Below are 22,935 nucleotides of genomic sequence, written 5' to 3' on the forward strand. Positions count from 1 at the left end.
AATTGTCAGTCCCCTATCTTTCAGGTCTAATTCTCCTGTCGTACACACAACAAGAATAAGATAATGGAAGAAATTAGAATCCTGCAGGAAATAGCCAGTAATACCGCAACCGACAACTCATACCAATGGCGCTTTTAAACTATGGAGTAAGCAAGTTATTTTGGACTGCTGGACTAGGCGGAATGACAAGTAATAGCAGAGCTATTGCGAGGAGCTCCAACGAAGATCCGGCGGTTCAAAAGAGCTGCGCAGCCCATAGTTTAAATGCAGAATTGGTATCAGTATGGGTTGCCGCTGTCTCCGCTGCCGCGGCCATTCTCGGTGCAACGGTTTCAGCAATCATCAGCTATCTGGTCACCGGCAGAACCATCAATTCTCAGGAACGGCTGGAACAAAAACGACTACGGGCATCCATTGTCACTAATGAACGACTTCGCTGGCTGCAGGATATTCGCATCCGCCTGTCAGAATTGTACGTAAAACTGGATAGCCAATACACCTTGATCAAAAGGCCATTGGAGGCCGCTTCCGCTCAGGCAATACAGGTTATGCTGGATGAGTACTCCGCTGAAATCATGCTGGAAACTCATATGATCACCTTGATGTTGAATGATAAGGATCAGGAGCAGATCGCCCTGAAATCCGAGCTGCAAGCGGCCTTATCTTTTATGCAAGACTGTTTTCAACAAACCCGACAGGAGGAGCAGAGTTTCGATGATGGTCAATATGCCATCATCAAAGAAAGGATCTTTAAACTGGCAACATTGATCGGCTCGGAAACATGGTCACAGATCTCCAACCTTGAATAGATAAGAGTTGTCGCTTTATTATTCAGCAGACAATAACAATCAAAAATACTCAGGGAACTTAAAATAATGAGCGAATATGCCATTTTATTGCCTTCGTTGGCACACCTTTACTTGATCATACTCCTATTTGGTGTGCTGGCTGTGCGCCGATATCAGGCGGTCAAAGAAAAGGCAGTGGATGCAAAACAGGCAGTGCTGGATAACCGAGCCTGGCCAAAGGCTGTCATTAAAGTCAGCAACAACATCACCAACCAATTTGAAGCGCCTATCATTTTTCATATTGTTTGCCTGATGGCTTTTGCTCTGGATATGAATGGCGTGGTTCCGGTCGGGCTGGCGTTCGCATTTGTGATCTTCCGTTACCTGCACGCTTTTGTGCATATCACCTCTAACTACATCCCATATCGTTTTGTTTCGTTTATCGCCTCTGTTTTCACCCTACTGATACTGATGATTCTCGTAACCATACAGTTGTGTAGTACATTGTAAGCAGTTAACCACAGACAAATAAGGCACCTCGTGATCGATAACGTTGAAGCATTTATTATTGCCATCACTATTCTAACTTTGACACCGGGGTTGGATACGGCATTGGTACTGAGAAACACTACCCGGGGTGGGTTTTCAGATGGGGTTACAACCAGCCTTGGCATTTGCCTTGGGTTATTTGTTCACGCGACGTTTTCAGCCATCGGCATATCGGCATTACTGGCACAATCCGCTGAGCTGTTCAATATGGTCAAGTTGGCTGGTGCCGCCTATTTGATCTGGCTCGGTGTGGGGTCACTCAGAAATGTGGGCAAAAACCCACTTGCTTTGGCAGGGGGGAATGCAAAATCCATTAGTTCTGCAAGTCGTTGGCGCTCATCACGGGAAGGTTTTCTTTCTAATGTGTTGAACCCAAAAACAGCGATTTTTTATCTCGCCTTTCTACCCCAGTTTATTAATCCGGAAGGTTCTGCTTTTGTTCAATCCATTGCCATGGCTGGCATTCACTTTGTTATCGCTATGACCTGGCAGTGTGGATTAGCTGGCGCACTGAGTTCTTCAAAGAAACTATTGAACAATCCGTCTTTTAACAAGTGGATGGAGGCTGTTACAGGCGTGGTTCTGATAGCACTAGGTATCAAATTGATCGCTGAAGATTAAATTCGAGGTAACCAGCACACTGTGCTGATCACCTCGACAAGGCGTTAAAAGAACCCTAATGGATTAATATCGTAACTCACCAGCAGATTCTTGGTTTGCTGGTAATGCTCCAAAGCCAATTTATGGGTTTCCCGTCCGACGCCGGATTTTTTGTACCCGCCAAAGGCGGCATGTGCCGGATATTGGTGATAGCAGTTGGTCCATACTCTGCCCGCTTCAATGCCACGACCCATTCGGAAGGCGCGATTCATATCCCGAGTCCAGACACCGGCTCCAAGGCCAAACTGGGTTTCGTTGGCAATGGCTAAGGCTTCTGCTTCGTCTTTGAACGTCGTCACCCCAACCACCGGGCCGAAGATTTCTTCCTGAAACACTTTCATATCGTTCGTTCCCTTCATCAGAGTTGGCTGGATATAAAAACCTTTCTCAAAACCTTCTCCAACATTTTCACTGCTACCACCGATCAGGAATTCAACACCTTCACGACGCCCGATTTCCAGATAGCTCATAATTTTATCGAACTGCTCAAGAGAAGCCTGCGCACCCACCTGAGTGTCCACATCTAACGGATTGCCCCGTTTGATCTGCCGGGAACGCTCCACCACCTTTGCAATAAACTCGTCGTATATGGATTCCTGAATCAGTACTCGGGATGGGCAAGTACACACTTCGCCTTGGTTAAAGAAGGCCAGCACAGTGCCTTCCACACACTTATTCAGGTATTCATCTTCCTGAGTCAATACATCTTCAAAATAGATATTGGGTGATTTACCACCCAGCTCCACAGTTGAAGGAATAATATTCTCTGCGGCACATTTCAGAATATGAGAGCCAACCGGTGTTGAGCCAGTAAATGCAATTTTGGCAATTCGGGTGCTGGTCGCCAAGGCTTCACCCGCTTCCGGTCCATAGCCGTTCACTACATTAAGTACGCCGGGTGGCAGCAGGTCACCAATAATCTCCATCAAGACCAAAATAGAGGCCGGCGTTTGCTCCGCAGGTTTCAACACAACACAGTTGCCCGCTGCCAAAGCAGGCCCCAACTTCCATGCCGCCATTAAAATAGGAAAGTTCCACGGAATAATCTGGCCAACAACGCCCAATGGTTCATGAAAATGATACGACACTGTGTGTTGATCAATATCTGCCGCCGAACCTTCTTGCGCCCTTAGGCATCCGGCAAAATAACGAAAGTGATCCACCGCTAACGGGATATCCGCCGCCAGCGTTTCACGAACAGCTTTGCCGTTATCCCAGGTTTCTGCCACGGCGAGCTTTTCAAGATTTTGTTCAATACGATCTGCAATTTTCAACAGAACATTGGATCGCTCTGCTGCTGATGTTTTCCCCCAGGCCGCTTTTGCTTCATGGGCCGCATCAAGCGCAAGATTGATATCTGCTTCATTAGATCGGGGGATTTTACAAATTAAAGCACCTGTGACCGGCGTTGTATTATCGAAGTAGGCACCATTCACCGGCGGCACCCACTGTCCGCCAATATAATTTTCATACTGGGCTTTAAAGTTCATCACCGCGCCAGTGTCGCCGGGATTTTTATAGATCATATTGTTGACCCTTTTTATTGTTATTGGTTGGCAAATTGCTCTCTATTTCCCACGCTCCAGAACACGACTACTCGTCTGTATTATTCATAAGCAAAGGACTGATTTGAGAAACGATAACCAGCATACCAGTGACCTACAGACCTTGAGATATAGACCAATGCCCTATTTAGACTGAGACAAAATCATGCTACGTTGGGAGGTTAACTTAGCAAAACAACCTGCTGCTTAATTAACACGACAGTATTTTCATAACCTGATAATCTGTTCCTCATCATTCAGCATGTTCATTGCTGATGAACTAATAATCATAAAAATAAGGACAAATCATGAACGCGAACAGCGGTGCCATCATGGGCACCTTTCTTGTCTACCTTGCCATGATGCTTTTCATTGGCTATTGGGCCTGGAAACGCACCAGCAATTCAGCCGATTATTTTCTGGGCGGAAGAACCCTTGGCCCATGGCCGGCGGCACTCAGTGCCGGTGCTTCGGATATGAGTGGCTGGCTCTTGCTTGGCCTTCCGGGCTATGCCTTTGCTGCCGGTTTTGAGGCCTTCTGGTTAGCCGGTGGTTTATTACTGGGAACGTGGCTGAACTGGCTGTTACTGGCAAAACGACTGCGGGTTTACAGTGAAGTGGCTGGTAACTCTGTCACACTGCCTGAATTTTTCACCAACCGCTTCCGTGACACCTCGAAAATGCTACAGATGGTGTCGGCCTTCTTTATTCTGCTGTTCTTCTTGTTCTACACAAGCTCTGGCCTGGTTGCTGGCGGCAAGTTATTTGAAACGGTCTTTGGTTTGGATTACACAACAGCGGTTGTCATTGGCACCCTCTGCATTATTTCTTACACCCTGTTTGGTGGTTTCCTTGCGGTTTCCTGGACTGATCTGGTGCAGGGGCTTCTAATGGCCGCCGCTTTATTAATCGTGCCTATTATCGCTATGCAGTCGTTTAGTGGCGATCAATCCATGATGGCCATGCTGGAAAGTAAAAATCCACATTTGTTGGATCCATGGACCAGTTCAGCCGGCGAGCCACTAACCTGGATTGCCATCTTGTCGTTGGTTGCCTGGGGTTTTGGTTATTTTGGTCAGCCACATATTCTGGCTCGTTTTGCCGGTATTCGTTCGAAGGATGATGTTCCTACTGCACGACGCATTGCCGTTACCTGGTCCGGACTCTCCATGGCTGGAGCGATGCTGGTTGGCATGGCAGGCTTGCTGTACCTCAACAGCACGGGCACAACTCTGGCGGACGGCGAAACTATTTTTATGGTTCTGGTGAACGCCATTTTCCATCCAGTCATTGCTGGTGTGCTATTGGCTGCCATTCTGGCGGCTATTATGAGTACTGCTGACTCTCAGTTGTTGGTTTCCTCCTCTGCTCTGGCAGAAGACTTTTACAAAAGCGTGATTAAAAAAGACGCCTCTTCTGCGCAAGTGATGATGATGGGTCGTATTGCCGTGATCGTGATCGCCCTGGTGGCTCTGTTCCTTGCCATGGACCCTGATAGCTCAGTATTAGGCTTAGTATCCTATGCATGGGCAGGCTTTGGTGCAGCGTTTGGCCCGGCATTGCTGATCAGTATGTTCTGGAAGCGGATGAACTGCCTCGGCGCCCTCGCTGGCATTATTGTGGGTGGCGTGACCGTTGTCGCATGGAAGCAGCTAACTGGTGGACTGTTTGATCTTTACGAAATTGTCCCTGGTATTGTGTTTGCAACGATCTCCATCGTTGCGGTTAGCCTGCTGACCAAAGCGCCCAGCGATGAAATCGTCGCTGAATTTGATCAAGTGAACGACGCCGTTTCCTGATCATCTGCAGGGCAGACTCACTGCCCTGCCCCCTCCTTTGCCTTAAAACAATAAAAACAAGGTATGACCATGCTCGATTCCGTAACAGAGCCCCCCAAAACCAAGCCTAAGAAAGTCTCCGTGCGAACCGGCAAACGCTATCGCCCGAGTCGTATTGAAGATCATTATGATGTCATTGTCGTCGGCTCAGGCATGGGTGGTTTAACCACTGCAGCCCTGCTTTCAAAGCTTGGCAAAAAGGTATGTGTGCTCGAACAACACTATACTGCTGGAGGGTACACACACGCCTACGAGAACAGTGGTTACGAGTGGGATGTTGGTGTTCACTACATCGGTGAAGTCCATAAACCTTATTCCACACTCCGTCGTGTATTCGATGTGGTCAGCGAAAATCGCTTGAAATGGGCAGAGATGGATTCGGTATATGATCGAATCATCCTCGGTGAAAAATCCTACGATTTTGTGACCGGTACCGAGCAGTTCACCGAGCAATTAATCGAGTACTTTCCTGATGAAGAGAAAGCCATTCGAGACTACGTCGCTCTGATTCGTAAAATCAGCAAATTAACGCCTCGTTTCTTTGCCGGACAGGCGATGCCGCCAACCTTGGCCAAACTGTACAACCTTATCCGCCCTGCCCTGGTACCCGGCGAATTCTTTAAAACCAGTCGGCAAGTATTGGAAGCACTCACCAGCAACCAGGAACTGATCTCAGTACTCACCGGACAATGGGGCGACTATGGTCAGGTACCAGCTGACTGCGCCTTTTTAATGCACGCGCTGATTGCAAAACATTATCTGGCCGGTGGCGCCTACCCGGTTGGCGGATCATCAGAAATTGCCCGAACAATCATACCTACCATTCAGGCAGCCGGTGGTGAAGTATTCACTTACGCGAAAGTGGATAAAGTGCTGGAAGAGAGTAAACGAGCTATTGGCGTGCAAATGGAAGACGGTACCGTGATCAAGGCTGACCAGATCGTCAGTAACATCGGGTTAATGGCAACAGCTAACCATCTCCTTCCAGACTGGGCAGGAAAAGCCATGGGTAAAGGACAATGGCCTGATACCATCAAACACTCCAGCGCCCATCTCTGTATTTATGCCGGGTTTAAAGGAACTGCCGAAGAATTAGGGTTAGATACAACCAACTTATGGGTTTACCCCGATGGTAACCACGAAGCCAATGTAGACGCCTATCTAAACGACAAAGATCAGCCATTCCCGCTGGTGTATATTTCGTTTCCCTCCACCAAGGATCCCGACTGGGAAAACCGATATCCGGGTAAAACCACCGTCGAGATGGTGACCGTTGCAGACCATGAGTGGTTTTCCCAATGGGAAAATACCACATGGAGCCAACGGGGTGCGGACTACGAAGAAATGAAAGAGAAGATGTCACAACGCTTGCTGGAGACGCTTTTCAAACACCGCCCACAGTTGCGTGACGCCCTCGATTTTTATGAGCTTTCCACGCCGTTATCCACTCGTTGGTTTCAGCATAATGAGAAAGGTGAGATTTATGGATTGGATCATTTTGTTGATCGGTTCAAGCAGCCTTATTTACACCCAGTGACACCGTTGAAGGGATTCTACCTGACAGGGGCTGATGTTATGACCGCGGGCGTTGGTGGTGCATTGATGTCTGGCGTAATGACAGCATCTGCTATGCAAGGATTGAAAGGAAAGAAAATCATCAATCTGCTGAAGAATCACAAATCAACGGCAATAGCTTGATATAAAAACACCTTCAGCAAGCGCTGGAGGTGTTCTGACATTCCACTTTACGACTCAATACCAACAATCAACCAAGGCGCACCTTGTTGAGTTAGGTCACGCTCCAGATGCCATACATCGGTAATATCTTCTTCCACACCTTCTACGGTGTCGCGATATTTACCGGTGAAGCGCAAGCTGATTTGGGCAACCTGACTGTCATAATCCGCCCGCACCATTTCAGCATCAACAAACATGACTTCTGTATGCTGCTCTCCCTGAAGCTGTTTGCGAACAGGTTTCATCTGTTCAAACAATTCAGGTGATAGATACTCAGCCATGGTCGTAAAGTCGCTCTTATTCCAGGCTTCCTGAAGACCACGGTAATGGTCACGGGCGCCATTAAGAAACCCATTCAGATTGAAATCCGCCGGTACGTTCATGGGTACATCAGAAGCGCCAAAGCCAGTTTGCGCGGCTGGCGCACTGTCAAACTGAGCATCGCCGAAACCAGACTGAGAGGGCTGAACAGGTGTTTCCTTGCGGAACATATCCTGCAGCGAATCATGGGGACTACGCTGTTCACCATAGGATGCGCTGGAATGATTCCCAGCCATGGCTTTTGCCCGGTTCATACTGCGGAACACCTTGAACAGCACGAAAGCCAACAAAGCGATAATCAAAATATCCATCATCTGGATACCGCCAAATCCACCAAAACCCCCACCTAACAGAGAAGCGATCAAACCGCCCGCCAGAAGACCGCCAAGCATACCACCAAGCATGCCTTTACGGCTGGAATTCTGGTTCGGTGCAGCCTGCTGTTTGTTGCTCTGATTCTGCTGATGAGCCGGTGCTTTTTTGGGTGCTGGTGCCGTTTTAAATGAGCGTCCAATGCTTTTCCCGCCACCAAAGCGCTTGGCTTCAGCGTCAATGGGCGTAAAAGCAAAGCTGAATGCCATGAGAATGGCCATCAGCGAAGCGAGTTTCTTCATCTATCGTTCTACCTTTGTATAGTAGGCTTATCCTATGGGTTTTCTCAATGATTTCAACCACCCATACCACTTTCATTGATATGAATATCGCATTACCTCATATAATACACGTCACTAATCATTCGATATTCAGATTTTCACACACGCAAAAATCGCATTGCCAGAACGACCATCAAGAGGCATTATTTTTTCATAATCGTGCTCGAAGGTGTAAACCTCAAAGTATGGCTCTAACAGACTCTTAAGCTCGCTAAAGCTGATAGCGACCATAGGATGCTCATCCTGCCAGCATTGCTTTTCCTGGGGCGTACTTTTTTCAATACTCAATTTTAACAACTGTTTGTCTCCGCTCCCAGGGTAATTCCAACCAGAGCTGAATACAAAATGGCTGTCATCATAATCCACCGTATGACTGATTACGGAAGCGTTACTGATTTTGTTTTTTTCAACGGCATTGAAACAGAACACCCCTCCGTCACTAAGCGCTGCATGCGCACTTGATATGCACGACTTAAGTCTTTCAATGCCATTACTGTAATGAATGGAATACAGAAAGCAGGTGATAAGATCTACCGGCTGTACAACCGTGAATTCACACATATCCTGCAAAATAAAGTCCGCCTCTGGGCAGCGCACTCCAGCAATGTCCAACATGGGCTGATTAATATCCAGACCGCTGCTCTGATAACCCTTATCAATAAAGTAACGCACATGAGGCCCGGTGCCACAGGCAAGATCTAAGTGTTTTGTGCCTTTATTACCGAACAGTTGATGAAGCCGATGTACATAGTCACTCTGATTTTGATAATCAATGTCTGCACACATTAAGTCGTAGTAGCAGGATAGGTCTGTGTATAAGGCATTAGAGGAGAGAGTAATCACGTACTTTTACCCGAGAAAAAGTGGTGGCGCATAAGTACTCCACAACATGAAAACAGATATTTCTGACTCAATGAGCCAGCCACTCTACCGCGTTGCAACTTCGGTCACATAGCTAGCTATGCTCCCTGCGTTGCGCCTTGCATAGTAACTGTCTCATTGCCCAGAAATAGCCATTTCCATGTTATGCAGTACTTACTACAAAAAGTCTCGCTGTCTGCGTATCCATGTTTCTACCGCGATATAAGCAATTGCAAAGTCCGTTGCCATGAAGATATAGAGAAAAATACGGATGACGCCAGCACAACAAGGAGACTTTTTGGTAAAAGCCTTACCAAAAAAATGGACACTTAGTTAACACAAAAGACAGTGATCGTTTAAAAAGTATAATTATGAAAGGGAAATAAGGAGGTTACAAAAGGGATAATGGCGGTGAGGGAGGGATTCGAACCCTCGATACGGCTACAAACCGTATACTCCCTTAGCAGGGGAGCGCCTTCAGCCTCTCGGCCACCTCACCGTTGTAAATGGCGCGCTCGGGAGGATTCGAACCTCCGACCGCCTGGTTCGTAGCCAGGTACTCTATCCAGCTGAGCTACGAGCGCGTTATACATACACACTGATCAAAACAAAGCATGATCGCTTTGTTTTCGTTGACTTGGCGCGCTCGGGAGGATTCGAACCTCCGACCGCCTGGTTCGTAGCCAGGTACTCTATCCAGCTGAGCTACGAGCGCCCTGCGTCAACGGATGCGAACTATAGAGATTTCATTGGACGGAGTCAAATGTGGTTTTTACTACCCTTTTCATCACTTTTCTCTTCCGGGATCTGGGCATTAAGGAAGCACTGGCAGTTGCCAATCGATTGGCTCTATACCGTTTTGTGACAGGTACTGATTTGTTTGAGAGAACGGTTTGCTGCCAAAAAATCCCCGATAGGATGAAAGCGGTGATGGGTGTACGGACTTCAGCACCAAGTGTCGCTGCTGGTCGATAAACCGCCCTTTTTTCTGGGCATAACTCCCCCATAGGATAAAGACGATGTGCTCACGCCGTTCGTTAAGCAACGCAATAATTCGATCCGTAAACGTTTCCCAGCCGCGACCTTGATGAGAAGCCGCCTGTTTATGTTCGACCGTCAACACGCTGTTCAGCAACAATACACCCTGATTAGCCCAGTGCTCAAGAAAGCCATGGGAGGCCGGTGGTATGCCAAGATCGGTTTCAAGCTCTTTGTACATATTCACCAATGATGGCGGAATCCTAACCTCGGGCCTAACGGAAAAGCTGAGACCATGAGCTTGCCCTGGGCCGTGATAAGGATCCTGTCCAAGAATAACCACCTTAACCTGATCAAATGGGGTCAAATCCATCGACCGGAAAAATTCATCGCCCTCCGGGTATATTCTCTTTCCCTGGCTCTTCTCCGCCCTGAGAAAAGAACGAAGCACCTGCATGTACTCTTTCTCAAACTCATCCTGCAGCATGGCTTTCCAGGACGGCTCTAACTTAATTTCCGGCATTGCTAATCCTTAGGGTCTGTTGAAATAGACAATTATTTACAAATACACATCCGTGAGCGAACTAGACTGAACTATCTTGCTATCACGGTAGAGCTTGGACGCCCAACCATAAAAGCTAAATATTTATTTTATATACCGACATAAGTTTAAGGCAGATGTACGCCAATTTTAAAAAATACCGAGTTTCTACTGTTTTTATCGCAGTCATGGTCGCCAGTCATCCAGTTCATGCAAACCTGGAACGAAGAATGGCAATTGAAATAGATAAACATGCTGTTCATTTTGCCATCGCAGATGTCAACACTGATACTGAGAAAATATATCGCCATCTGGATAATGGCTCTAAACACTATTCATTTAGTAAGAGCATTATCCCTCCCGAGGGCGGAGAGCTCAGCCCTCAATCAATTACCGAGTTGCAGCAGATTTTTCAACAACTTCGCCGGCGCAAAGATCACTTTAAGGTAAAGAAAGTGAGAGCCGTAGCGCAAAACGATTTAGGCCTTACCTCTAACGAAGAGACGCTAAAGAAACAGGTTGCTCGCAAGTCCAGTATTAACATTAAAATGCTGACGAACGAGGAAAGAGATCAAGTGGATTTTTTCTCGCTCATGTCACTGGCGGAGAGAAACCAGAACCTGTCAGCCCTGGTCATTGGTAGCAACAGTATCGATGTAGTAATCGCCAGTCCAGACACCCATCTGGCATCTTTTAAAATCCAGACCGGTTCACTAAGCGTTATATCCTATTTGATGGAAGTGGTTCAAAAAAAGCCCCCTGAACATAACAGCACTCTCACTCCGATCAACCCTAACGAGATTCAGCGTGGCATCCACTATTTAAGATATTTATTACGACAAATCCCTGATGCGATCATCGATCAACTGAATGGTCAAACCGTATACCTATTGCTCAACAAACCAATGGCAGAAAGCCCTGAGTTTATTGATGAGTATCAAGATGAGAAGACGGTGCAAAAAAGCACCCTTCAGTCATATCTCAATTCAGAAGCAGTCTATTCAACGGGAACAAATCAAAAGGATCAACATCCAGACCAAAAGCTTGCAAATGCGATTATAATGATGGGATTCATGGAGGAATTTGACATACAGAGCTTTCATCTAGCAAAAAGGAACAGCACCATCGACATGCTGGAATACCCTGTCTTTTGGCATTAGCTTTTGACATTAACTGTCACTGAAAAAACAACACCTGATCGATACGCCACTCTCGATCAGGACTCGTTTCAGCCTAATTAATTATGAATCCCAAGCATCAATTCTATTTGACGCTTCAGCATCGCACGATACTTATCCAGATGCGGCGATTCAAAACCAGACACCAGCCCTTGATACTCTACTTGAAGAATAACACTACCAAACAGTTCGGCATCTATCTCTGCATGATGGGAGCCAATGCGGGTAAAGAAGCCTTCCAGACTATCCAGGAAAAATTTCTGATGACTAAACGCTATAGGACGAAGGTTTTCATTACGCAGGCATTCCTGTTGAAAGGCACGCTCTGCTACCAAATAGTCACGATGTTCACGAAGTTGGAGAAGAATGTATTCAACAGCCAGTTCCGAAATTCGATTAGCGAAGACCTGTCGGTTAGCCGTGTCATCGATCGCGTGCAAATCCTGAATAGCAGATTTCAAACGACTGTCAGAGTCTTCCCAGTAAGCTTTGAACGATTGCGCCCCCATCTCAACAAACAGAGTGAAGGTATCGGTAATCAGATCGGTAATATCTTTGAAGTAGTAGGTTGTTGCAGAAAGCGGCACTTCTGCCTCTTTGGCCACAGCCCGGTGTCGAACACCACGAACCCCATCTCGAACCACTATTCTTAAAGCGGCCTCAAGAATTGTTCTGCGACGCTGCTCGCTATTTACACGACTGGTTTTACGCCCCTGGTATTTCAAATTCATACCAGCGTTGTTGCTTTTCGAGTCACTCGTGTGTGCTACAGGAGCTTCCATTGTTGAAACCATAGTAAGACTGCCTTTACGTCACCTGTTTGTTTTATTGAATTACGTCCAGTACCTGATCCAGCGATATTATGACAGCACAACCATCCTTTCGTTGCTTATTTATTCTGTTGGCAATGACAGTCTACTGCTGTGTATTCAACCCCACTTCAAGACAGCAAGGAGACTGTCAAAAAGAACCGGTATTGGTTGCCAAACCGTTATCGCAAAGATCCACTCCTCACATACAAAACAAGCAGGTAAAACCTGCCTGATGCAATTTTTTTAACAAAGCGAGAAATTGAAAGAGCATTAAAAGCTCTGATTTTCTCGCCTCTGGTGCCTGCTTAACCGTTACTGAGGCTTCATATGCGGGAATAACAAAACATCCCGAATAGACGGTGCATCAGTAAACAACATCACCAATCGATCAATACCAATGCCTTCACCCGCTGTTGGTGGCAGACCATATTCCAGCGCGTTGATGTAGTCTGCATCGTAATGCATCGCTTCATCATCGCCGGCGTCTTTCTCTGCTACCTGTTGCTTGAAGCGCTCTGCCTGATCTTCAGAGTCATTCAACTCCGAGAAACCATTGGCAATTTCACGCCCACCTACGAAGAACTCAAAACGTTCTGTCACAAATGGGTTGTCATCATTCTTACGGGACAGCGGCGACACTTCCGTCGGGTAATCGGTGATGAAGGTCGGGTTGTGCAAATGATGCTCAACGGTTTCATCAAAGATTTCCATCTGGACTTTACCAAGCCCCCAGATCGGTTTTACCTGAATACCCAGCTTTTTCGCAACTGCCGTCGCTGCCTCCAGAGTATCGATATCCGATGCTTTCAGGTCAGGATTGTAGTGCAAGATCGAATCAAACACTGACAATCTGGCGAATGAGTTGCCAAAATCAACCTTTTGCCCCTGATATTCAAACTCCGTTTTACCCAGAACGTCCTGAGCCAGCTTCTTCAGCATCGCTTCGGTATGATCCATCAGGTCAGTGTAATCCGCATAGGCCTGATAAAATTCGATCATTGTAAATTCCGGGTTATGTCTTGTAGACAATCCTTCGTTCCGGAAGTTCCTGTTAATTTCGAATACTCGTTCAAAACCGCCCACAACCAGGCGCTTCAGATAGAGCTCTGGAGCGATACGCAGGTACATATCAATGTCCAGGGCGTTGTGATGCGTCACAAATGGGCGCGCCGTGGCACCGCCAGGAATGACCTGCAACATTGGGGTTTCCACTTCCATAAAGTCCTGTTCCAGGAAGTAGTTACGGATGCCCTGAATGATTTTGGAGCGGATTTTGAAGACTTCCCGGGACTGTTCATTAGTGATCAGATCCACATAACGCTGGCGGTAGCGCTGCTCGGTATCCGTCAGGCCTTTGTGCTTTTCTGGTAGCGGGCGCAGGGATTTAGTCAGCAGTTGTACCGCTTCCATATCCACAAATAAGTCGCCCTTACCGGAACGCTGCAGGTTACCTTCCACACCAATAATGTCCCCAAGATCCCAGCTTTTCACGTCAGCCAGCGTTTCGGCGGACAGCTGTTTGCGGTTAACGTACAGCTGGATACGGCCGGACATATCCTGCAGTTCCATAAACGCACCACGGTTCAACATGATACGACCGGACACCTTCACCCGATGCCCTAAAGCTTCCAGTGACGGTTTATCATGATCCTTAAACTGTGCCTGAAGATCTCCGGCCAGGGCGTCACGACGGAATTTATTGGGGAAAGCCACACCCTTTTCACGGATGCCATTCAGCTTTTCCCGACGCAGGGCGACCAGTCGGTTTTCTTCATGAGCTGCTTCAGCTCGATCTTCCACTTGATGTTCTTCAGACATAATAGATAGACGCTCTTTCAGTAACGGTTCAGTCACGGATGGTGCATGCCATCCGAGAATCGAATTACAGACCTTTTTTCAGGCTCGCTTCAATAAACTTGTTCAGATCACCGTCCAACACCTGTTGGGTGTTGCGGGTCTCTACGCCGGTGCGCAAGTCTTTGATGCGCGAGTCATCCAGAACGTAGGAACGAATCTGGCTTCCCCAACCGATGTCGGACTTGGTGTCTTCCATGGCCTGGGACGCTTCGTTTCGTTTCTGCATCTCCATCTCATACAGCTTGGCTTTCAGCTGTTGCATTGCCTTGTCTTTGTTCTGATGCTGAGAGCGCTGGTTCTGACATTGAACCACAATACCAGAAGGTTCGTGAGTAATACGAACCGCGGAATCCGTGGTGTTTACGTGCTGACCACCTGCGCCACTGGAGCGATAAGTGTCTACCCGCAGGTCGGATGGATTGATTTCAATATCAATATTGTCATCAATTTCCGGAGAAACAAATACCGACGCAAAAGAGGTGTGGCGACGGTTACCAGAGTCGAAAGGCGATTTACGCACCAGACGGTGCACACCAATCTCTGTTCTCAACCAGCCAAAAGCGTAGTCGCCAATAAATTGCACCGTTGCGGATTTGATGCCCGCTACTTCGCCGGCGGACACTTCAATAATTTCAGTTTTAAAGCCGTTGGCTTCACCCCAGCGCAAGTACATACGCAGAAGGATGTTGGCCCAGTCTTGAGCTTCTGTACCACCGGAGCCGGATTGGATATCCAAAAACGCGCTGTTGGGATCCATTTCACCGGAGAACATACGGCGAAACTCAAGCACTTCCAGTTTCTCAGTGAGTTCATCCAGTTCGTCCACAACACCCTGAACGCCGTCTTCGTCTTCTTCTTCAACGGACATTTCCAACAATTCTTCGGAATCGGTCAGGCCGCCGGTCAGGTCATCAATGGTGCTGACAATGGTTTCCAGAGTGGAACGTTCTTTACCCAGCTTTTGAGCATATTCCGGATCGTTCCAGACATTCGGGTCTTCCAGCTCTCGTTCTACTTCCTGCAGGCGCTCGCTTTTTTGAGCGTAGTCAAAGATACCCCCTAAGCACGTCAGTACGCGCCGTCAGATCCTTGATACGCTCCTTGATGGGATTTACTTCAAACATGTGCTTTTATCACTCACTTTATAAGGACGGACGGGCTTCGTACGCCAAACACAAACTCACCTGACGTGCCAGCCAGATAATCTAAAAACTCAAGAGGGAAAACTGATCAAGAAACCCTGCAGTATAACTGGACAATTCTACATTAACCTGCACTGTGTTGAAACGACCTCATCAAACACATTTGAGAGACAGTCAGTAGAATACAGAACCTGAACTGTCATACTATATTCCTTTCGCCTTATACTTCTTCTTCGAAGAGTTTGCTTATGCCAGCTAACATCGTTTCGCAAAATACTTCCGCCCTGGTCGCCGATATTGGCGGGACCAATGCTCGCTTTGCTCTTGCGCAAAATGGGCAGATTATTGAAGAGTCCATCCGGGTGCTGCCCTGCGGTGATTATTCCAACCTGGATCAGGCGGTTGCCGATTACCTGACTAGCCAGAAGACCACCGTCGCCCAAGCCTGCATGGCCTTTGCCTGCCCGGTAAATAGCCCTCGTATCAAAATGACCAACAATCACTGGACATTTGATCAATCGGAAATGAAGGCTTTGCTGAAACTTGAAACATTCAAGGTCATTAATGACTTTACTGCCCAGGCATTGGCGCTGCCGGCACTGCCCGATGCCGCTTTAGTGAAAATCGGTAGCGGAAAAGCCATTGAAGGCACTGCCAAACTCATTATTGGCCCGGGCACCGGCCTTGGCGTTGCCGGATTAAAACAAGTAGGGGATCATTGGTTACCTCTGCCCGGCGAAGGTGGCCATGCCGCATTTTCTCCGGTTACACCATTAGACAGCGATATTCTCGCCATTATTCAACAGAAGATGGATTACGTATCCTGGGAAACTGTACTGTGCGGGTCTGGTCTTGAGTTACTGTTTGAGGCACACAGCATTCTGGCCAGCAACCCAATGACCTTGAAGAATCACGAAATCACGACCCGTGCATTGGAAGGCGAACCGATGTGTAAACAGGCGTTGGAACATTTCTGTTCGTTGCTGGGCAGAGCAGCCAGTAACTCTGCATTAGCACTTGGTGCTCAGGGTGGTGTTTATATTGCTGGCGGTATTATTCCAAGGTTTCCTGAGTTTTTTACGGAATCTGGATTCCGCTCATCGTTTGAAGTTAACGACAAAATGACTGGGTATCTGCAAGGCATTCCAACGAGCCTGATCATTCATGACTACCCCGGACTCACCGGCGCCTGCGAGGCTCTCAAAAACCCTCTTATTAATTGATTTTTTCGGTTTCTAACCTCATGACCGGTGAATATCCTATTCATTAGTCATGAGGCTTTGGACTTACCAGTGATCACAAGCTTTCGATAAAGCCTAACGGATGTGCCTTGCTTTGTTTCAGCTTGAAAATACGCCTTAAGCCCTTTCTTTCCATTATGGGACAGTTTTTCTTCTAAACACTCTCTTGAAACGCAAATCCAGCGAGTGCTTCCGACTGTGACAAAGTCACTCTTGTTAGTGATAGAAGATGCCTTGCGAACTGTTATAAAAAGTTTAACATTGTCTGATTTTTCCAGCTTTGCAAAGATTTCATTTGCAATACCGTTCAATTGATCTCGTATGTCCAAGGGGGCTTTTATTTCTAAACCATTACTGACAATATGAGAGCGTAATATCGGTTTAACATATTCACCTATTACAGTGAATATTTCATTAACCGCCTCTTCCATGGTTTTTGTCAACATTAATTGGGCACCTGGAGCAACATTTTTCGATGCTTGTATAGGCATTTCTACTGCCAAAACACTGCTTTTGCCATGAGGCATTGTCACAGTCAGCGACGTCATTCCATCTTTTAACTGATCGACTACTCTCCTGGAAAACATTCTCACCAAGTGCACTGAAACCGTTGGCCTAATATCCTCTTCTGACAACCTCTGTAGAATATTAGTAACTACTTTCTCGACCGTATGCGAACCTCGATCACGAACATCCTTTACAGTCAGATCCTTATAAACTGATCGCTCACGCTTTTGAACGAATATCACTTCATGCGCATTGTTTGATTTAACAGTGCGACCAAAGCAGCTGCAGAACAGCCTGAAGATCCCGCAGCCTCTCTGCTGGATTGATGATTTTGTTTGACTGGAGCTACAAGGCGGTATTACCTCCATAACATGTCCTTTTTTCTTATGAGCCAGAGACGCAATCAGTCTATACCAGAAAAAAACAACTATGAGCAAAATAGAATAGATGGAACCACTGCAATTACAGCAATAGTCACCTATAACTGAAAAGAATTTTCTCTAACCTACCAGCCAGTTTTTCCGGCTGGCAATTTCAACAAAACACCACGCACACTTCGCTTTAATAGACGCCTGACACAGTAAATCAAACGATTAAAGACCTGAAACGCTACGCCCTCGTTCAACAAAATCCGTAATCACCCCATCCACACCGAGCGCCAACAGCCGTTCCATTTCTTCTTTTTCATTAATCGTCCAGGCATGAATTTTCAAACCTCGATCTTTTGCGGCCTGGATGACACGGGGCTCCAATATTTCTAATCCGGAGCTGTTAGGAGGCAGCTGCATAGCCACGGCACCCATCGGAATCAAATGAGATACCCCCAACTTGGCCGCCACAACAAACAAGGTTGTTTCGCCGCTGGATGAAGAGGTCGCCACCTCAGGACAAACGGCACGGAACGTTTGAATCGCATCATCATGAAAAGAGGCTGCCAGCACCTTCTGGCTCATTTCAAACTGTCGAATTTTCTGACAAAGGGCAATAGCGCCATTCTCTCCTTCATTTTTAATTTCGATAACCCAGCGCTTATGGCCAAACTCGGTAAAGGCTTCATCGATGGTTGGAATGCGGATCGCCAAATCGGCAAAGTTATCGCCAGAAGGTGTATCCCATTTGCCGGCGTTAGCCTTTTTTACTTCTTCTACTGTCATCTCTTCGACAGGACCGCTCAAATCGGTCGTGCGATCCAGTGTCGAATCATGAAGCAGAACCAACTCGCCATCTTTCGTTAACTGCAGATCAATCTCTAACACGTCAGCCTGATCCACTGTCGCCTGTTGTAATGCAGCCAGCGTATTAGCAGGTCGTACACCAAGCCCGCCGCCATGAGCGATCACCTCTGGCTCATCGACGCCCTCAAAATACACATGACTCACCGGATCCGGCTTTGGCCAAAGGTACGCGCCAGCAACGATCAGAAAGAGAACAAAGAGGGATTTTTTAAGAATCTTCAACGGGACACCTTTTCTGTTATTGTTCTTTGTTGGTTATTGTTCGACTGCAACGAAATCTAACGTGTAGTGGTTACACTTTTTTTACACTTTGATGAAAGTCCATTTGTCAGCAGGGCTTACCTTCCCCCAGATAAGCCCTGAATGCAACCACCTCAATTAGAGAGTGTGAAGCACCATATCCTGATGAGGAATACCATCTTCTTCATAGGGTTCACCCACAGATTGAAACCCAAAACTCTGATAGAAATCCAGCAAATACGTCTGGGCTGACATCATCACGGGGTTATTCGGCCATCGCTCTCGACAGACGTCGATGGCCTTGTTGATAATCAAACGCGCATACCCATGTCCGCGCTCATTGGCAGCCACCGCAATCCGCCCGATCGCAGAGCTACCCGTGAACACATCATCCGGTGCCAAACAGCGGGCGCAAGCTATAACGGCTTCATCATTTTTCAGATAAATATGGCGAGCACCAGAAAGCCTATCTTTGTTATCAAGCTCTGGATAAGGGCAAGTTTGTTCAACCACAAAAACATCGACCCGCAGTTTCAGAATGTCATAAAGGGCATTACTATCCAGCTCATTAAATGCTTTGTCGATAATATCCATTAACCACCTCTTTGTTTTTTATTGCGTCTATCTGCTCACCATTATGCCAAATTATTTTGAAAGTCCCTTTGCGGGAATACCCTTAAAAGATCAGGTTACCAACCCAAACATCATCGTGGGTGATCACAGTTATTATTCGGGTTACTACCACGGCCACCGTTTTGATGACTGCGCCCGCTACCTGATGCCCGACCGGGATGATGTGGACAAACTGATCATTGGAAAATTCTGCTCCATTGGTTCTGGCGCCTCTTTCTTAATGGCAGGCAATCAAGGACATCGCCACGAATGGGTCAGCACATTCCCCTTCTTTTATGTAGGCCACGAACAAGCACCCGATGGTTACCAGCCCACCGGTGACACCGTCGTTGGCAATGATGTCTGGATTGGTTCCGAAGCAATGATCATGCCCGGCATCACCATTGGCGATGGCGCCATTATTGGCAGCCGTGCCCTGGCGACGAAAGATGTTGAACCATACTCAGTAGTGGGAGGCAATCCGGCAAAGCTTATCAAATACCGCTTTGATGAAAAAAGTATTGGTCAGCTGCAAGAAATGCAGTGGTGGCACTGGGAAGAAGAGCAACTCAATGCCGTAATGAAATTGCTCTGCTCTTCTAAGATTACTGATTTATACGATCACTGGAAAACAACGGTTATTAACGAATCGTAGTGGTTGATACCGGCTCAATCACCCGCTGAAAAGGCGGCAAAGAGTTAAGAATCATCTGCCCATAACGAGCAGTGACCAAACGGCGATCCAGAAGCGTAATTCTGCCCCGGTCCTGCTCCGTTCTTAATAAACGACCACAGGCCTGTATTAAACGAATCGCGGCATCCGGCACCGTGATTTCCATAAACGGATTACGCCCCTGGGCTTCCAACCATTCCGATAACGCAGACTCCACTGGATCATCCGGAACTGAAAAGGGAATTTTAGCGATAATCACGTGCTCGCAGTAATGGCCAGGTAAATCGATACCTTCCGCCAGACTCGCAAGCCCAAATAAAATACTGACTTTACCGTCATCAATATTCTGACGGTGTTTTTTAAGCAACTCCTGTCGTGAATAATCGTCCTGCAAGAGAATGTTATCCTGCAGAGCTGCATCCATACCAAAATGCACATCTTTCATTTGCCGACGGGAAGAGAATAATACCAACAACCCTCTTGGGTGATCAGCTTCATTGAGCAGGTCAGGCAGCAACTCCACCAGTTCAGCCGTATGTTCTTCTGCATTTTTCGGGTTCGATGACATAGCAGGAACCACCAGAGAAGCAGCCTCCTGATGCAGAAACGGGCTCGGGACAATCACACACTTGGATTCTGTCGGCACACCGGAGCGCATACGGAAACGACTAAAGCTTCCCAGCGCCGCCAGTGTTGCAGAAGTTGCAATCACTGCGTAAGCGGGATTCCAAAGAGTTTGCCAAAGCGTTCTTGAGGAGAGAATCGGGCTGCTGAACACTTCCAGCTCTTCGCCAAAACTGTTTTCACTCCATTTCAGCCAGCGGGCTGATGGCGGTTCACCTTCCGGGTCTTTCATGGTGTAGGTTAGCCAGAGTTGAAAATGCCCTTCCATTCTGGACAGCATGCCGCCAATTTCCGGATACAACTGTTCCGCCTGCCAGCGATCAATACCGGGAACATCGCCATCCATTGCATCGTTTAATGCGCTGGCGACTTTTTCCAGCATACCGCTGCATTTGCTGAAGCCAGCTTTCAACCGTTCTGCCTGCTGTCGCAATTCTTCCGGGATAACCCCTTCCGGAAAACGGTAATGGGCAACCTGACTTTCACCTTGCGGTGTAAACTGGGTTCTGGGTTCAAACTGGGCAATACTGTGCAACATCTCGCGGGTGTGCCCCAGCGCATTCACCAGAGAATCGAATTCAGGCTGCAATCTTTCCAGAAATTCACCAAGATCGCCGGGAAGCGCCTGCTGACTCAACATCTTTTGCAGGTTCCGACCAGCTCGTTCCAACCAGGTGGCTGTGCCTTTGACGCGGGTCTGACAGGTAAAGTGACCGATGGCTTTGTCCGGCAAGTGATGGCCTTCATCAAACACATAAATAGCGTCTTTGGGTTCTGGCAAAATAGCACCGCCACCCAGAGCAAGATCCGCCAGCACCAAGTCATGATTTGCCACCACAACATCGGCATGTTCCAGATCCGCCCGGGCTTTATAGAAAGGACAGTTCTTGAAAAAGCCACAGCGTCGGCCGCTACACTGAGCGTGATCGGTGGTAATGGTTCGCCATTGCTGATCTTCCAGTGCATCGGGCCAGCTGTCACGATCACCCTCCCATTTTGATGCAGCGAAGGCTTCCAGCATATTTTGGTAAAGCGCCAGAGACGATTGATCGCTTTCCAGAGTGAAGCCATCGTACGCAAACATATCCATGAGCGAAGCAGTGGCTTCTTCTTCCTGCAGCAGGCGATCCAGTTTGCTAAGACACGCGTAACGACCACGACCTTTGGCGAGGGTGTAGGAAAATTTCAACCCGGTTTTGAGAATAATGTCCGGAAGGTCTTTATTAATAACCTGTTCCTGCAGCGTGACCGTCGCCGTGGCAATCACCAAACGCTTCTTGGCCGCCTGCGCCATCACCACCGAAGGCAACACATAACCCACGGTTTTACCGGTGCCCGTTCCCGCCTCAATCACAGTGACGGATGGATCAGAGATACGACTGCCTTCGCTGTCGGTTTTAATATCGCCAAGGGCGCGGGCAATTTCGGCAATCATTTGCTTCTGCCCACTGCGGGCTTTCAGCTTCTTGCTTTCAAGAAATGCGCTGTACGCTTTCTGGATTGTTTTTTTCTGGGACTCATCAAGCACTGCGCGCTTCGCTCTGGGGGACTTTATCAATAAAGAGAATTCAACACTGAATGATTGTATCGAATATGTCGGGAGTTACCACCGGTAGATGCCACAGAGCAAAAGCGTTGAGCGAAAAGATTGAACGGAGGATTAGAAAAACTGCCCAACACCCGATGGACTTTCCAGCTGCAATGACAGCTGTCGACACGGAAATGCGCGCTGATAATCGGCAAACATCTCTTGCAGCTCAACAGAGTTGTAAGGCAAAAATGTTTCAATAAAACCGAGACCTTCAATCACAAGGCTTTCTGGCATATTGGAAAGACGATCGTCCATCATTGCCCCTTTGATTCCCGAAAGCCCTTGAAGGTGAGTCAATACGCCCAATTGCTGTTTAAGGTAAGAGGTCAGGCGATAAGCGTCTGTCATGCCAGAAAGTTCCAGAATCAGCGATTGTCTGCGGCGAGACTCAGGCTCAGGCATTTCTGCCAGCCATTCACCTTCTCCACGATCTACCAAAAATTGTTGCAATGTTTTTAGGTAAGCCACTTCGCTCACCGCCAACACTAAACCAGACGACCAGTGCTGCACCGCTACCTGCCCTGGCTGTAACGTCGGAAACCTTGGTGACCCGGGATAACTGATGCCACAGTTGCCACCTTTATTAACGTAACCAATTTGCCGGGTGGCAAAATTGACGAGATGCTCCTCTACCGGCCAGCTTTGCTGCAGGGTCCAATAGAGTAAATCCTCAATCTCGTCGGCACTGACTTCCATTACTTCTTATACTTCTTGCTTGGCTAGGTATATGTACATACAACTTACCGTTTTTTT

The 22,935-nt window shown here is 47.5% G+C and carries 20 protein-coding genes and 3 tRNA genes; 8 read left to right on the top strand and 15 right to left on the bottom strand.

Translation table 11 applies throughout. The features are described from left to right. Positions 1-182 precede the first annotated feature (182 nt). The 3 genes from Q1B11_RS06115 (at position 183) to Q1B11_RS06125 (ending at position 1,958) form a co-directional block, all read left to right on the top strand. Positions 183-809: a hypothetical protein gene (locus tag Q1B11_RS06115; protein WP_299729198.1), complete on the top strand. Its 627-nt coding sequence runs from the start codon at positions 183-185 to the stop codon at positions 807-809. Between the two features lie 66 nt (positions 810-875). Continuing rightward, entirely contained in the window at positions 876-1,298 is a 423-nt protein-coding gene (locus Q1B11_RS06120; protein ID WP_299729200.1) for an MAPEG family protein, read from the top strand. Between the two features lie 30 nt (positions 1,299-1,328). Beyond that, positions 1,329-1,958: a LysE family translocator gene (locus Q1B11_RS06125; protein WP_299729202.1), complete on the top strand. Its 630-nt coding sequence runs from the start codon at positions 1,329-1,331 to the stop codon at positions 1,956-1,958. A 44-nt stretch (positions 1,959-2,002) separates the two neighbouring features. On the opposite strand, the gene Q1B11_RS06130 is transcribed toward Q1B11_RS06125, so the two are convergent. Then, on the bottom strand, positions 2,003-3,523 hold the full coding sequence (locus Q1B11_RS06130; RefSeq protein ID WP_299729204.1) for an aldehyde dehydrogenase family protein: 1,521 nt from the start codon (positions 3,521-3,523) through the stop codon (positions 2,003-2,005). 326 nt (positions 3,524-3,849) lie between these two features. On the opposite strand from Q1B11_RS06130, the gene putP reads away from it, so the two are divergent. Together putP and Q1B11_RS06140 are read left to right on the top strand one after the other, a co-directional pair. After that, positions 3,850-5,340, top strand: coding sequence for a sodium/proline symporter PutP (gene putP / locus Q1B11_RS06135; RefSeq protein ID WP_299729206.1), 1,491 nt, complete (start codon positions 3,850-3,852; stop codon positions 5,338-5,340). 69 nt (positions 5,341-5,409) lie between these two features. Continuing rightward, on the top strand, positions 5,410-7,077 hold the full coding sequence (locus Q1B11_RS06140; RefSeq protein WP_299729208.1) for an NAD(P)/FAD-dependent oxidoreductase: 1,668 nt from the start codon (positions 5,410-5,412) through the stop codon (positions 7,075-7,077). A gap of 47 nt (positions 7,078-7,124) precedes the next feature. Here the strand turns inward: Q1B11_RS06140 and Q1B11_RS06145 are convergent, their stop codons facing one another. The 6 genes from Q1B11_RS06145 to ung form a co-directional block, all read right to left on the bottom strand. Further along, a complete protein-coding gene (locus tag Q1B11_RS06145) occupies positions 7,125-8,051 on the bottom strand; it encodes a TIM44-like domain-containing protein (protein ID WP_299729210.1) in 927 nt (308 codons plus the stop codon). Positions 8,052-8,180: 129 nt separating this feature from the next. Further along, a complete protein-coding gene (locus Q1B11_RS06150) occupies positions 8,181-8,876 on the bottom strand; it encodes a class I SAM-dependent methyltransferase (RefSeq protein WP_299729313.1) in 696 nt (231 codons plus the stop codon). A gap of 481 nt (positions 8,877-9,357) precedes the next feature. Next, positions 9,358-9,450, bottom strand: a tRNA-Ser gene (locus Q1B11_RS06155). An 8-nt stretch (positions 9,451-9,458) separates the two neighbouring features. Continuing rightward, positions 9,459-9,535, bottom strand: a tRNA-Arg gene (locus tag Q1B11_RS06160). Between the two features lie 54 nt (positions 9,536-9,589). Beyond that, positions 9,590-9,666 (bottom strand) — tRNA-Arg (locus tag Q1B11_RS06165). A gap of 99 nt (positions 9,667-9,765) precedes the next feature. Further along, the gene (ung, locus tag Q1B11_RS06170) at positions 9,766-10,452 is read right to left on the bottom strand and encodes a uracil-DNA glycosylase (protein WP_299729212.1); all 687 of its coding nucleotides are present in this window, start codon (positions 10,450-10,452) and stop codon (positions 9,766-9,768) included. Positions 10,453-10,607: 155 nt separating this feature from the next. Between ung and Q1B11_RS06175 the strand changes: the two genes are divergently transcribed. After that, entirely contained in the window at positions 10,608-11,630 is a 1,023-nt protein-coding gene (locus tag Q1B11_RS06175; protein ID WP_299729214.1) for a hypothetical protein, read from the top strand. A gap of 77 nt (positions 11,631-11,707) precedes the next feature. Here the strand turns inward: Q1B11_RS06175 and Q1B11_RS06180 are convergent, their stop codons facing one another. The 3 genes from Q1B11_RS06180 to prfB all read right to left on the bottom strand — a co-directional run bounded on the left by Q1B11_RS06180 (position 11,708) and on the right by prfB (position 15,441). Next, the gene (locus Q1B11_RS06180; protein ID WP_299729216.1) at positions 11,708-12,379 is read right to left on the bottom strand and encodes a TetR family transcriptional regulator; all 672 of its coding nucleotides are present in this window, start codon (positions 12,377-12,379) and stop codon (positions 11,708-11,710) included. A 393-nt stretch (positions 12,380-12,772) separates the two neighbouring features. Then, positions 12,773-14,278, bottom strand: coding sequence for a lysine--tRNA ligase (gene lysS / locus Q1B11_RS06185; protein ID WP_299729316.1), 1,506 nt, complete (start codon positions 14,276-14,278; stop codon positions 12,773-12,775). 64 nt (positions 14,279-14,342) lie between these two features. Continuing rightward, a protein-coding gene (prfB, locus tag Q1B11_RS06190) for a peptide chain release factor 2 (RefSeq protein ID WP_299729217.1) occupies positions 14,343-15,441 on the bottom strand; the annotation gives its coding sequence in 2 pieces (ribosomal slippage) (positions 14,343-15,365 and positions 15,367-15,441; 1,098 coding nt in all). 266 nt (positions 15,442-15,707) lie between these two features. Between prfB and glk the strand changes: the two genes are divergently transcribed. Next, entirely contained in the window at positions 15,708-16,682 is a 975-nt protein-coding gene (gene glk, locus Q1B11_RS06195) for a glucokinase (RefSeq protein WP_299729220.1), read from the top strand. Positions 16,683-16,729: 47 nt separating this feature from the next. Here glk and Q1B11_RS06200 read toward each other — a convergent pair whose 3' ends face one another. The 3 genes from Q1B11_RS06200 to Q1B11_RS06210 all read right to left on the bottom strand — a co-directional run bounded on the left by Q1B11_RS06200 (position 16,730) and on the right by Q1B11_RS06210 (position 19,276). Further along, on the bottom strand, positions 16,730-17,575 hold the full coding sequence (locus tag Q1B11_RS06200) for a hypothetical protein (RefSeq protein ID WP_299729224.1): 846 nt from the start codon (positions 17,573-17,575) through the stop codon (positions 16,730-16,732). Positions 17,576-17,800: 225 nt separating this feature from the next. Then, positions 17,801-18,664, bottom strand: coding sequence for a glycerophosphodiester phosphodiesterase (locus Q1B11_RS06205; protein WP_299729226.1), 864 nt, complete (start codon positions 18,662-18,664; stop codon positions 17,801-17,803). 156 nt (positions 18,665-18,820) lie between these two features. Next, on the bottom strand, positions 18,821-19,276 hold the full coding sequence (locus Q1B11_RS06210; RefSeq protein ID WP_299729229.1) for a GNAT family N-acetyltransferase: 456 nt from the start codon (positions 19,274-19,276) through the stop codon (positions 18,821-18,823). Positions 19,277-19,319: 43 nt separating this feature from the next. Here Q1B11_RS06210 and catB point away from each other — a divergent pair, with 43 nt between their 5' ends. After that, a complete protein-coding gene (gene catB, locus Q1B11_RS06215) occupies positions 19,320-19,949 on the top strand; it encodes a type B chloramphenicol O-acetyltransferase (RefSeq protein ID WP_299729232.1) in 630 nt (209 codons plus the stop codon). Here the strand turns inward: catB and dinG are convergent. Together dinG and Q1B11_RS06225 are read right to left on the bottom strand one after the other, a co-directional pair. Then, a complete protein-coding gene (dinG, locus tag Q1B11_RS06220; RefSeq protein WP_299729319.1) occupies positions 19,936-22,119 on the bottom strand; it encodes an ATP-dependent DNA helicase DinG in 2,184 nt (727 codons plus the stop codon). The two genes, catB and dinG, sit on opposite strands and share 14 nt — an antisense overlap. 132 nt (positions 22,120-22,251) lie before the next feature. Further along, on the bottom strand, positions 22,252-22,878 hold the full coding sequence (locus Q1B11_RS06225) for a hypothetical protein (protein WP_299729235.1): 627 nt from the start codon (positions 22,876-22,878) through the stop codon (positions 22,252-22,254). Between the last annotated feature and the right edge of the window lie 57 nt (positions 22,879-22,935).

Source organism: uncultured Endozoicomonas sp. (genome assembly GCF_947495845.1).
In the GTDB taxonomy this organism is placed as follows: Bacteria; Pseudomonadota; Gammaproteobacteria; order Pseudomonadales; family Endozoicomonadaceae; genus Endozoicomonas.

What these genes read in the sequence shown, in the direction of transcription:
- catB (WP_299729232.1), top strand. Translation starts at nt 19,320, where the DNA reads ATGCCAAATTATTTTGAAAGTCCCTTTGCGGGAATACCCTTAAAAGAT.
- Q1B11_RS06180 (WP_299729216.1), bottom strand. Translation starts at nt 12,379, where the DNA reads ATGAATTTGAAATACCAGGGGCGTAAAACCAGTCGTGTAAATAGCGAG.
- putP (WP_299729206.1), top strand. Translation starts at nt 3,850, where the DNA reads ATGAACGCGAACAGCGGTGCCATCATGGGCACCTTTCTTGTCTACCTT.
- Q1B11_RS06130 (WP_299729204.1), bottom strand. Translation starts at nt 3,523, where the DNA reads ATGATCTATAAAAATCCCGGCGACACTGGCGCGGTGATGAACTTTAAA.
- Q1B11_RS06210 (WP_299729229.1), bottom strand. Translation starts at nt 19,276, where the DNA reads ATGGATATTATCGACAAAGCATTTAATGAGCTGGATAGTAATGCCCTT.
- Q1B11_RS06120 (WP_299729200.1), top strand. Translation starts at nt 876, where the DNA reads ATGAGCGAATATGCCATTTTATTGCCTTCGTTGGCACACCTTTACTTG.
- ung (WP_299729212.1), bottom strand. Translation starts at nt 10,452, where the DNA reads ATGCCGGAAATTAAGTTAGAGCCGTCCTGGAAAGCCATGCTGCAGGAT.
- Q1B11_RS06115 (WP_299729198.1), top strand. Translation starts at nt 183, where the DNA reads ATGACAAGTAATAGCAGAGCTATTGCGAGGAGCTCCAACGAAGATCCG.
- lysS (WP_299729316.1), bottom strand. Translation starts at nt 14,278, where the DNA reads ATGTCTGAAGAACATCAAGTGGAAGATCGAGCTGAAGCAGCTCATGAA.
- Q1B11_RS06140 (WP_299729208.1), top strand. Translation starts at nt 5,410, where the DNA reads ATGCTCGATTCCGTAACAGAGCCCCCCAAAACCAAGCCTAAGAAAGTC.
- Q1B11_RS06150 (WP_299729313.1), bottom strand. Translation starts at nt 8,876, where the DNA reads ATGTGTGCAGACATTGATTATCAAAATCAGAGTGACTATGTACATCGG.
- Q1B11_RS06200 (WP_299729224.1), bottom strand. Translation starts at nt 17,575, where the DNA reads ATGGAGGTAATACCGCCTTGTAGCTCCAGTCAAACAAAATCATCAATC.
- Q1B11_RS06225 (WP_299729235.1), bottom strand. Translation starts at nt 22,878, where the DNA reads ATGGAAGTCAGTGCCGACGAGATTGAGGATTTACTCTATTGGACCCTG.
- glk (WP_299729220.1), top strand. Translation starts at nt 15,708, where the DNA reads ATGCCAGCTAACATCGTTTCGCAAAATACTTCCGCCCTGGTCGCCGAT.
- Q1B11_RS06145 (WP_299729210.1), bottom strand. Translation starts at nt 8,051, where the DNA reads ATGAAGAAACTCGCTTCGCTGATGGCCATTCTCATGGCATTCAGCTTT.
- Q1B11_RS06175 (WP_299729214.1), top strand. Translation starts at nt 10,608, where the DNA reads ATGTACGCCAATTTTAAAAAATACCGAGTTTCTACTGTTTTTATCGCA.